This is a genomic window from Antarctobacter aquimaris, from assembly GCF_900184945.1.
In the GTDB taxonomy this organism is placed as follows: Bacteria; Pseudomonadota; Alphaproteobacteria; order Rhodobacterales; family Rhodobacteraceae; genus Maliponia; species Maliponia aquimaris.
This window is the reverse complement of record NZ_FXYF01000022.1, coordinates 54,328-63,873: the sequence shown is the minus strand read 5'-3', so window position 1 is coordinate 63,873 and position 9,546 is coordinate 54,328. Positions and strand designations below refer to the sequence as shown.

The following is a 9,546-nucleotide window of genomic DNA, read 5'->3' as shown; positions in this document are numbered from 1 at the left end:
CGAGCGAGGTGATCGTCACGGATGTCGAGGCCTGGGATACGCTGGATTTCAGCGGCTTTGGCCTGAGCCAGACGCAGGTGCTGGCGGCGCTGGCGCAGGACGGCGAGGACGTGGTGTTCACCGCCGGCGTGGAAACCATCGTGTTCAAGGACACCGTGTTGGCGGGGATCACCCAGGACATGATCCTGGTGTGACGGGTCAGCCCGTCACGCCGATGGGCCAGGGCACGAATTCCTCGGCGCCGACGCCGAGGATCTCGCTTTTGGTCTTCTGTCCCGAGGCGGTGGCGAGGATGGCGTCAAAGACCTCTGCCCCCATCTCGTCGAGGCTGCGCAGCCCGTCGACCACCGGGCCACAGTCGATGTCCATGTCGCCCGCCATGCGGGTGAACATGGGCGTGTTCGAAGCCAGTTTCAGCGTCGGCGCGGGGTAGGAGCCAAAGCAGCTGCCGCGCCCGGTGGTGAAGCAGATCAGGTTCGCCCCGCCGGCGATCTGCCCGGTGGCGGAGACGGGGTCATATCCGGGCGTGTCCATCACCACGAGGCCGCGCGCGGTGACCGGTTCGGCGTATCGGTACACCGCCTCGATCCCCGTTGATCCGCCCTTGCGCGCTCCGCCCAGGGCCTTTTCGATGATATTGGCCAGCCCGCCCTCCTGGTTGCCGGGGCCGACCACGCCCTGCATCTGCACGTCGCGGCCCCGGGTGTATTCCAGCCACCAGTCGATCCGCTCCAGCAATCGCCGCCCCACGGTTTCGTCGCGCGCGCGGGCGGTCAGCGTGTGTTCGATGCCGTAAAGCTCGGGCGTCTCCGACAGGATCGCCGTGCCGCCGTTGGCCACCAGCCGGTCCATCGTGCGCCCCAAGGCGGGATTGGCCGAAAGGCCCGAGAACCCGTCCGAACCGCCGCATTGCAACCCGACGGTGATGTGTTCGGCCGAGACCGACTCACGCCTCGCGCGGTTGGCCTCCTCCAGCATGCCTCGGACCAGCGCCTTGCCCTCGGCCACGGCAGCGGCGGTGCCGCCGACGCTCTGCATCCTGAGGCCGTGCAGTTGCGTGCCGGTCTCCAGCGCGGTGGCGGCGAAGAAGCGTTCGAGGTTGTTGCGCTCACACCCCAGCCCGACGATCAGCGCGCCGGCGATGTTGGGATGCTGGATGTAGCCCTTGAGCGTGCGGTGCAAGAGGTTCATCGGTTCGCCGGTCTGTTCCATGCCGCAGCCCTGCGCGTGGATGAAGGGCACGACGGCGTCGACGTTGGGGTAGTCCGCCAGCCGCTCCTCGTCGAAATGGGCGGCGATCTTGCGCGCGACGGTGGCGGCGCAGTTCACCGTGATGAAGATGCCGATGACATTGCGCGTGCCGACGCGGCCATCGGCGCGGCGGTAGCCCAAAAAGCGGGCGCGTTCGCCTTGGGGCAGCAGGGGGGCAGGGCGATAGTCCCGGCCAAAGCGGTAATCCTTTTGCATCTCGCCGATCAGGACGTTGTGGCTGTGCAGGTGACCGCCCGGGGGGACGTCCTCGCCGGCAAAGCCGATCACCGTGGCGTATTTCAGCACCGCTTCGCCCCGCGCGATGGCGCGCGAGGCCAGCTTGTGCCCGGCCGGGATGAGGGCTTGCGCGACGATCCCCTCTTCGGGGATTTCGGTGCCCGGCGCGATGTCCCGCCGCGCGACGACCGCGTTGTCGGCGGGGTCGAGTCGGAGGGTCAGGCCGGGCACGGGTTCAGCGCCCGGTCTTCTTGCGCCACTCGGCGAAGGCGGCCAGGCTTTCCTCCCTGGTTGCCGGGTAGAGGCCGATGATGGCGGCGCCGTTCTTGACCTGTTCCAGCGCGAAATCCTCATAGGCGGTCATCTCGATGGCCTCGTCGGCCAGTTCGTCGGCGAGGTGCGCCGGCAGGACGATGACGCTGTCGTCGTCGCCCACCAGGATGTCACCGGGAAAGATCGGGGCATCGCCGCAGCCGATCGGCACGTTGATGTCGATCGCCTCGTTCGTGGTCAGGTTCGTCGGGCTGGACGGGCGGTTGTGGTAGGCCGGCATCTCGAGCTGAGCGATGTTCATCGCGTCGCGAAAGCCGCCGTCGGTCACCACGCCGGCCGCGCCGCGCATCATCAGCCGGGTGATCAGGATGTCACCGGCGCTGGCGGCGCGGGCGTCCTTGCGGCTGTCCATCACCAGGATGTGCCCTGGCGGGCAGGTCTCGATGGCGTGGCGCTGGGGGTGTTTCGGGTTGCGGAATTCGGCCAGCGTGTTGCGGTCCTCGCGCGCGGGCATGTAGCGCAGGGTAAAGGCGGGGCCCACCATGTTGCGGCCCTTGGGCGCGACGGGGCGCACGTCCTGGATCACCTGTTGGCGCAACCCGCGCTTGTACAGGGCGGTGGCGAGCGTGGCGACGGACACCTGTTCCAGCTTGGCCTTGGTTTCCGGTTTGAGGGGGAAGTCGGTCATGGTCATGTCCCTTGGGTGTGATCAGTGCGAAAAAGGCTTTTGCAAAAGCCTTTGAAACGCGTTTCGAAACGCGTTTGAAGCGGCTTCGAAGCCGCTTGCCCCCGCCCGTGGCTTGGCGGGCGCATCATGTCAGCAGGCCGTTCGCGGCCATGAAGCCGCGCAGCCGTGCCTGCTGGTCATCCGACAGGGGCCAGGCGGCGGGCGGGCGGGCCGCGCCGCAGTCCTCGCCCATCAGGGCCAGCGCGGCCTTGACGCCGGGCACGTTGGCGCCGCCCTGTTCCTCGGCGCGGATGTCCTCGAAGATTTGCATCCCGGCGATCAGGGCGCGCGCCGCTGCGTAGTCTCCGCCCTCCAGCGCGGCGTTGATCGCCACGGACCGCGCCGGCCAGAGGTTGATCAGGCCGGAGGTGAAGCCGCGCGCACCCACGGCGTAGAAGGCGGGCGCCCAGACCTCGGCCAGACCGCCGGTCCAGGTGATGTGATCGGGCGCGGCCTGCATCGCCGCCTTCAGCTTCATCGGGTTGGGGGTGGCCCATTTGACACCTGTGACTCCCTCGACGCGGCAGAGGGCGGCGATGGCCTCGGTGCCGATGGCGTCGTTGCGCAGGTAAAGCACCAGCGGCAGCCCGCCGCCCGCCTCGCGCACCGCCTCGACATAGGCGACGAGGCCGCGCGGCGCGACGAAGGGGTCGGGCGGTTGGTGGATCATCAGGGCGCTGGCACCGGCCCTGTGCGAAGCTTCGGCGAGGGTCTGCGCGTCGCGGACGCCGCGCCCGACGCCCGCCACCATGGGCACGCGTCCGGCGATATGCGCGCCGGAGGCGGTGACCATGGCGCAGGACTCGTCCAGCGTCAGGCTGTAGAACTCGCCGGTGTTGCCGTTGGCGGTCAGCACCTGCACACCGGCGGTCACGGCGCGGTCGACGATGGGTTTCTGCCGCTCCGGCGCGATCTCCCCGGCCGCGTCGAAGGGGGTGACGAGGATGCCGGAGACGCCGCGCAGCGCGGTGGCGAGGTCGGTCGTCATCGTGCCAACCCATCCCGGGCTTGACCCGGGGCGGGGTCTCTGGGCGCCATCAATTGATCTCCGGTTCCGGCACCGGCGCGCCGAACTCGGTGCGCAGGAAGTCGAAGTCGCAGCCCTTGTCGGCCTGCTCGACGTGCTTGGAGTACATCCAACCCCAGCCGCGTTCGAACCGCGGCGGCGGTGGGGTCCAGCCGGCGCGGCGCGCCTCCATCTCCGTGTCCGTCAGTTGCACGTTGAGCTTGCGGTTCGGCACGTCGATCTCGATGATGTCGCCGGACCGGATCAGCGCCAGCGGCCCGCCAATGAAGGCCTCGGGCGCGACGTGCAGGATGCAGGCACCGTAGGAGGTGCCCGACATGCGCGCGTCCGACAGGCGCAGCATGTCGCGGTGGCCCTGCTTCAAGAGCGCCTTGGGCATCGGGATCATGCCCCATTCCGGCATCCCCGGCCCGCCCTGCGGGCCTGCGTTGCGCAGCACCAGCACGCTGTCGGGCGTCATCGGGTAATCCTCGTCGTTGATGATCTCCTTGAGCTGCGCGTAGCTGTCGGCGACGATGGCGGGGCCGGAATGGACCTGGAACTTCGGGTCCATCGCGGCGGGCTTGATCACCGCGCCGTCGGGCGCGAGGTTGCCGCGCAGGACGGCCAGGCTGCCTTCGTGGTAGACCGGGTTCGACAGCGGGCGGATCACGTCGTCGTTGTAGTTGACGGCGCCTTCGATGTTCTCGCCCATCGTGCGACCGTTCACGGTCAGGGCCGAGAGGTCCAGCTTGTCACCCAGTTCCTTCATCAACGCCAAGAGGCCTCCGGCGTAGAAGAAGTCCTCCATCAGGTACTCCTTGCCGGAGGGGCGCAGGTTGGCCAGCACCGGCGTGGTGTGGCCGATGGCGTCGAGGTCATCCAGCCCCAAGGGCACGCCCGCGCGGCGCGCCATGGCGATCAGGTGGATGATCGCGTTGGTCGAACAGCCCGTCGCCATGGCGACGGTGACGGCGTTGCGGGTCGAGGCGGGGGTCATGATCTTGTCGGGGGTCAGGTCCTCCCAGACCATCTCGACAATGCGGCGCCCGCAGGCGGCCGACATCCGCTTGTGTCCCGCGTCCGGCGCGGGGATCGAGGAGGCGCCCGGCAGCGTCAGGCCCCAGCCATCGGCGATGCTCATCATCGTGCTGGCCGTGCCCATGGTCATGCAGGTGCCGTAGCTGCGCGCGATGCCGCCCTGCACGCCGTCCCACTGGTCCTTGGTGATGGTTCCGGCGCGGCGTTCGTCCCAGTATTTCCAGACGTCGGTGCCCGAGCCCAGCTTTTGCCCGGCGTAGTTGCCGCGCAGCATCGCGCCGGCGGGCAGGTAGATGAAGGGCAGGCCCATCGACACCGCGCCCATGATCAGCGCCGGCGTGGACTTGTCGCAGCCACCCAGCAGCACCGCGCCGTCGATCGGATGGCTGCGCAGCGTCTCCTCGACCTCGAGCGCGCCCATGTTGCGGTAGAGCATCGAGGTGGGTTTCAGGAACTGTTCGGAGAACGAGTGCACCGGCATTTCCACCGGCATCCCGCCGGCCTGGTACACGCCCTTCTTCACGAACTCGGCGCGGTCGCGCAAGTGGTGGTGACAAGGGGACAGGTCCGACCAGGTGTTGATCACGGCGATGACCGGCTTGCCTTCCCAGTCGGCGCCGTCCAGCCCCATCTGCATCGCGCGCGAGCGGTGGCCCATGCTGCGCAGGTCGTCAGGGGCGAACCAGCGGGCGGAACGAAGGTCTTCGGGTTTCTTTGTCATGGCGTGTCCCTCAGGAAATCGGTGCGGCCAGGCCGAACATCAGGCCAAGGATGATTGCCGCCAGAAGTACCCCGAAAACCCAGGGCCAGATACCGTAACCGTCAATATCTTCGCGTGAATCTCGTCCGATCATCGGGCTCTCCTCAATTCAGCAGTTCAGGCAGGAAAAGGGCGATCTGCGGGAAGAACATCACCAGCATCAGACCGATGACCTGCAGCCCGATGAAGGGCAGCACCGAGATGAAGATCTCTTGCAGGGTGATGTCCTTGGGCGCCACCGATTTCAGCCAGAAACAGGCCGGGCCAAAGGGCGGCGACAGGAAATAGATCTGGATGTTCATCACGAAGAGGATGCCGAACCAGATCTTGGCCTGGTCCGGGGTCAGGCCCAGTTCCGGCGCCAGCGTGATCACCACCGGGGCAAACACCGGCACGGTGATCAGCACGATGGCGATCCATTCCATGAAGGTGCCCAGCACCATCAGGATCAGCATCATCACCAGCACGGTGCCAAAGGCGCTGAGGCCCAGGTCCAGGAACAGCGAGCGCATGAATTCGCCGCCGCCGACCAGGTTGAAAATGCCGACAAAGCTGACCGCGCCCAGCACCAGCCAGATGATCGTGCCGACCGTCGCCATGGAGCCCATCAGCGCGGCCGAGATCACGACCCACTTGAACCGGTTGCGGATCGCCGCGACCACCAGCGAGCCGATGCAGCCGACGGCGGCTGCCTCGGTCACGCTGGCGACACCGCCGTAGATCGATCCCATGACCGAGCCGATCAGCAGGATGCACAGCACCACGGCAATCATCCGTTCGCGCGACAGCTTCTGCTCGGCTCCGCCCATCTGCGCCACCTCGGCGGCTGTGGGGGCTAGCGCGGGGTTCAGGTTGACCCGGATCAGCACGTAGCCGGCGTAGAAGACCGCCAGCATGATGCCGGGCAGGGCGCCGGCCATGAACAAATCGCCGATGCCCACCTCGGCCGACAGGCCGTAGACGATCATGATGATCGAGGGCGGGATCAGCGTGGCCAGGGCGCCGGCGGCGCAGATCAGGCCGATGGTGATCTTGCGGTCGTAGCCCAGCCGCAGCATCTGCGGCAGCGCCACCAGGCCCAGCATCACGATCTCGCCGCCCATCACGCCCGACATCGCCGCCAGGATCACGGCGACGACGGTGGTCTGCACCGCGACGCCGCCGCGCAGGTTTCCGGCAAAGATCGACATGGCGTCGAACAGGTCCTCGGCGATGCCCGCGCGTTCGAGGATCGAGGCCATGAGCACGAAGAAGGGGACAGCGACCAGCGAGTAATGCTCCAGCAGGCCGACCGCGTTGGACGATACCAGGAACAGCCCGCGCGGCCCGAAAAAGCCGATCGCCATGACCACCGAGACGATCAGCGTCACGATGCCCAGCGGCATTCCGGTCATCATCAGCGCGATCAGCATCACCACCATCAGCATCGAGATGGTGCCCAGGTCCATCTTCTTCAGTTGCAGCGCCTTGGAGGGGTCCAGCGCCTTGCCGATGTCGGTGATCCAGCCCGAGAAGGCCTCGGCTAGCGGGACCTCCAGCACATGCGCGGCAAAGGCGGAGAGGAAGTAGACCGCCAGGTAGGCGGCCAGCGCCTTGACCACCAAGCGCGCCCAGCGGCTATTGACGTGGCGGTGCAGGTTCACCGTCAGCTGCGCGAGGTACAGGAAGGCGCCGGTCACCATCAGCGTCTTCATCATCATCGGCAGCGGCGAGTTGAAGGCCGAGCCGGATTTCTCCACCCGCAGGATGCTGTCATAGGCACGGATCGAGGCATCGCTCAGCAGCATGAAAAGCGCGACGATGCCAACGAGGATGGCAAACAGGTCCAGCCACCAGCGCTGCGTCCGGCTGCACAGCGAATGGATCACGGTGATCGCGATATGGCGCTGTTTCATGGTGATGTAGCCGGAGGACAGCATCCAGGCGGCAGCGCAGAGCGTCATCACCGTCTCGAAGGCCCAGAAGGTCGGCGCGTTCAGCAGGTAGCGCGAGAACACTTCGTAGAGCGTGGCCAGCGCCGCGACCATGTAAAAGGTCGCCACGCCGATGCCGACGATGTGGCTGACGTGATCGACCGGCGTGTAGGCCGACCGGGGCACATCCGGCGCGTCGTGCAGCGGGTCCTGCGCGGCGATCTCGATTTCGGTGGCGTCCAGCGCCTCGTCATACTCGCGCGACATCGCCGCCACCCCCTCCGGGAACATTGCAGGGCATCCCGTCCAGCGCGGGTGCCGTCAGACCGCGCCTGGGGCGGCCGGTTGGGAGGCGCCGGAAACGGCACCTCCGCGCGGGAGTAAGGTCAGAGCAGACCCTGCGCCTTCATGAAGGCGATGTGCGCGTCGTAGACTTCGCGCGCCAGGTCGGACTGTGCCGCGAAATCCGCCCAGGCCTCCTGCGCGATGGCGCGGAACTTGTCGCGCTCGGCCTGCGGCCAGTCGATGATGGTGATCTCACCCGCCGCCTTGTCACGGGCCACCAGGCGCAGGTCCTCGGCGTCGGTCGCTTCGGTCAGGCCGGCGTAGGCCTGCTCGTACCAGCTTTCCAGCGCCTTGTGGTCGGCCTCGCTCAGGCTGTCCCAGACGTCCTGGTTCAGCGTGAACTGGAGGATCGGCATCGAATGGATGCCGGGATAGAGCGGGTAGCGCGCCACCTTGTGCATGCCGTTGGCATCGTTGTTGGCATAGGCCGAGTTATCGGCGGCGTCGATCACGCCCTTTTCCAGCGCGCCGTAGGTTTCCGACCCGGCCATCGAGACGGGGGCCGCGCCGGCCCGCTTGAACACGTCGGCGGCCAGCCCTTCGGGCGAGCGGATCTTGAGCCCTGCGAGGTCCGCCACGCCGTTGATCGGCACGGTCGAGACAAAGGCCTCCTTGGTGTAGGCGCCGCAGCCCACCACGTGCACGCCCGAGTAATGCGTGTCGTGCAGCTTTTGCAGGATCTCCTTGCCGCCGCCCTGCATGCAGAACTGCATGATCTGCTGCGGCGTGTCGTAACCGGCGATCAGGTCGCCCATCAGCGCATAGGCCGCGTCGACGCCGGAAAAGTAGCTGACCGCGGTCAGGTCGCCGTCCAGGATGCCCAGGCCGATGGCCTCGGGCGTTTCGCGGCGCGGCACCACGGATTCGATCGGCAACAGCTCGAGCGTCAGGTCGGCCTCCAGCATGTCGTTCAGCTTGGGCACCCAGGTCTCGTTCAGGTAGGCCAGCGAGAAGTGGCTGGCGTTCGCCGAGGTCTGGATTTTCAGGACCTGCGTTTCGGCAAAGCCCGGGGTGGCGGTGAGTCCCGCCGCGATGGCCAGGCCAACCGCTGCGCCAAGTGTCTTGAGTCTCATGGAAATCCTCCCGATTCCGTATCCTGCCGACGTGAGGAGACCTGCGCCGCCACCAGCCGTGACCTTGACAAATATATTAGTATACTAGTTCAATCAACCTAAGTTGTCGTCGAACGTCCGGTTGCCGTTCCAGGGCCGGACCGTTCCCAAACGGAGACAGCGTCGTGATCGACCAAGCCAGACCACCGCGCAGCGATGCGCCGGTGGCCATACCGGAGGCAGAGGGGCGGGCGATCCCGCAGTCCGTCTACGAGACGCTGCGCCGGCGCATCGTCAACGTCGAACTGCCGCCCGGAACCGCGCTGAGCCGCAAGGACCTGGCGGCCGAGTTCGGTGTCAGCCTGATGCCGATCCGCGAGGCGCTGCAACAGCTGGAACAGGACGGGCTGGTGCGCATCCGGCCGCAGTCGGGCACCGTCGTGACCCGGATCGACCAGGCGCAGCTGCGCGAGAACCAGTTCCTGCGCATGGCGGTCGAGATCGAGGTCGTGCGCAGCCTGGCGCAGACCCCGGACGCCGACGCGCTGGACCGCGCGCAGGCGGTTGTCGACATGCAGGCGGTGCTGGTCGGGGATGTCAGCCGGATGGACATGTTCCTGGACCTGGACCGGGCGTTTCACCGCACCCTGTTCGAAGGCGTCGGCATGGGGCGCCTGCACGCCATGGTGGGCCGGCGGCAGGGGCACCTGGCGCGGTGCCAGCGGCTGGAACTGCCGCGCGCGGGCAAGATGCAGGACATCGTCGCGGCGCACCGGGAGATCCTGCGGGCCATCCGCAGCCGCGACCCCGAGGCCGCCGCCGCGGCGATGCGGCGGCACCTGACCGGCACGATCCAGCGGGTCGAGTCATTGCGGCTGGAGCATCCGGGGTACTTCACCGGCCCGGACGTGTAGGGGCAGGGTGCGCCGATGCAGCGCCGC

General features: G+C 67.4%; 9 protein-coding genes. 2 read left to right on the top strand and 7 right to left on the bottom strand.

From position 1 onward, the window contains the following. Nucleotides 1-194: hypothetical protein (locus MAA8898_RS26455; RefSeq protein WP_176445301.1), on the top strand; the 194-nt coding region annotated here is incomplete at its 5' end. A gap of 4 nt (nucleotides 195-198) precedes the next feature. On the opposite strand, the gene MAA8898_RS23750 is transcribed toward MAA8898_RS26455, so the two are convergent. The 7 genes from MAA8898_RS23750 to dctP form a co-directional block, all read right to left on the bottom strand. Further along, nucleotides 199-1,719 carry a UxaA family hydrolase gene (locus MAA8898_RS23750; protein WP_094023509.1) on the bottom strand — a complete coding sequence of 507 codons (1,521 nt, stop codon included), beginning with the start codon at nucleotides 1,717-1,719 and terminating at the stop codon, nucleotides 199-201. A gap of 4 nt (nucleotides 1,720-1,723) precedes the next feature. Continuing rightward, on the bottom strand, nucleotides 1,724-2,449 hold the full coding sequence (locus tag MAA8898_RS23745) for a ribonuclease activity regulator RraA (protein WP_094023516.1): 726 nt from the start codon (nucleotides 2,447-2,449) through the stop codon (nucleotides 1,724-1,726). A 124-nt stretch (nucleotides 2,450-2,573) separates the two neighbouring features. Beyond that, nucleotides 2,574-3,476, bottom strand: coding sequence for a dihydrodipicolinate synthase family protein (locus MAA8898_RS23740; RefSeq protein ID WP_094023508.1), 903 nt, complete (start codon nucleotides 3,474-3,476; stop codon nucleotides 2,574-2,576). Between the two features lie 49 nt (nucleotides 3,477-3,525). After that, nucleotides 3,526-5,256, bottom strand: a complete 1,731-nt coding sequence (araD, locus tag MAA8898_RS23735; RefSeq protein WP_094023507.1) for an L-arabinonate dehydratase — start codon at nucleotides 5,254-5,256, stop codon at nucleotides 3,526-3,528. 10 nt (nucleotides 5,257-5,266) lie between these two features. After that, nucleotides 5,267-5,389: a dihydroxy-acid dehydratase gene (locus MAA8898_RS23730; protein ID WP_094023506.1), complete on the bottom strand. Its 123-nt coding sequence runs from the start codon at nucleotides 5,387-5,389 to the stop codon at nucleotides 5,267-5,269. A 10-nt stretch (nucleotides 5,390-5,399) separates the two neighbouring features. Next, complete coding sequence (locus MAA8898_RS23725) at nucleotides 5,400-7,499, bottom strand: TRAP transporter large permease subunit (protein WP_245853604.1); 2,100 nt, start codon at nucleotides 7,497-7,499, stop codon at nucleotides 5,400-5,402. 95 nt (nucleotides 7,500-7,594) lie between these two features. Beyond that, entirely contained in the window at nucleotides 7,595-8,626 is a 1,032-nt protein-coding gene (gene dctP, locus MAA8898_RS23720; RefSeq protein ID WP_094023505.1) for a TRAP transporter substrate-binding protein DctP, read from the bottom strand. Nucleotides 8,627-8,790: 164 nt separating this feature from the next. Between dctP and MAA8898_RS23715 the strand changes: the two genes are divergently transcribed. Then, nucleotides 8,791-9,519, top strand: a complete 729-nt coding sequence (locus tag MAA8898_RS23715; RefSeq protein ID WP_094023504.1) for a GntR family transcriptional regulator — start codon at nucleotides 8,791-8,793, stop codon at nucleotides 9,517-9,519. Nucleotides 9,520-9,546: the final 27 nt, after the last annotated feature.

Bases quoted from the DNA above. Each gene is read 5' to 3' on its own strand.
- MAA8898_RS23745 (WP_094023516.1), bottom strand. From the start codon at position 2,449: ATGACCGACTTCCCCCTCAAACCGGAAACCAAGGCCAAGCTGGAACAG.
- MAA8898_RS23740 (WP_094023508.1), bottom strand. From the start codon at position 3,476: ATGACGACCGACCTCGCCACCGCGCTGCGCGGCGTCTCCGGCATCCTC.
- araD (WP_094023507.1), bottom strand. From the start codon at position 5,256: ATGACAAAGAAACCCGAAGACCTTCGTTCCGCCCGCTGGTTCGCCCCT.
- MAA8898_RS23730 (WP_094023506.1), bottom strand. From the start codon at position 5,389: ATGATCGGACGAGATTCACGCGAAGATATTGACGGTTACGGTATCTGG.
- MAA8898_RS23725 (WP_245853604.1), bottom strand. From the start codon at position 7,499: ATGTTCCCGGAGGGGGTGGCGGCGATGTCGCGCGAGTATGACGAGGCG.
- dctP (WP_094023505.1), bottom strand. From the start codon at position 8,626: ATGAGACTCAAGACACTTGGCGCAGCGGTTGGCCTGGCCATCGCGGCG.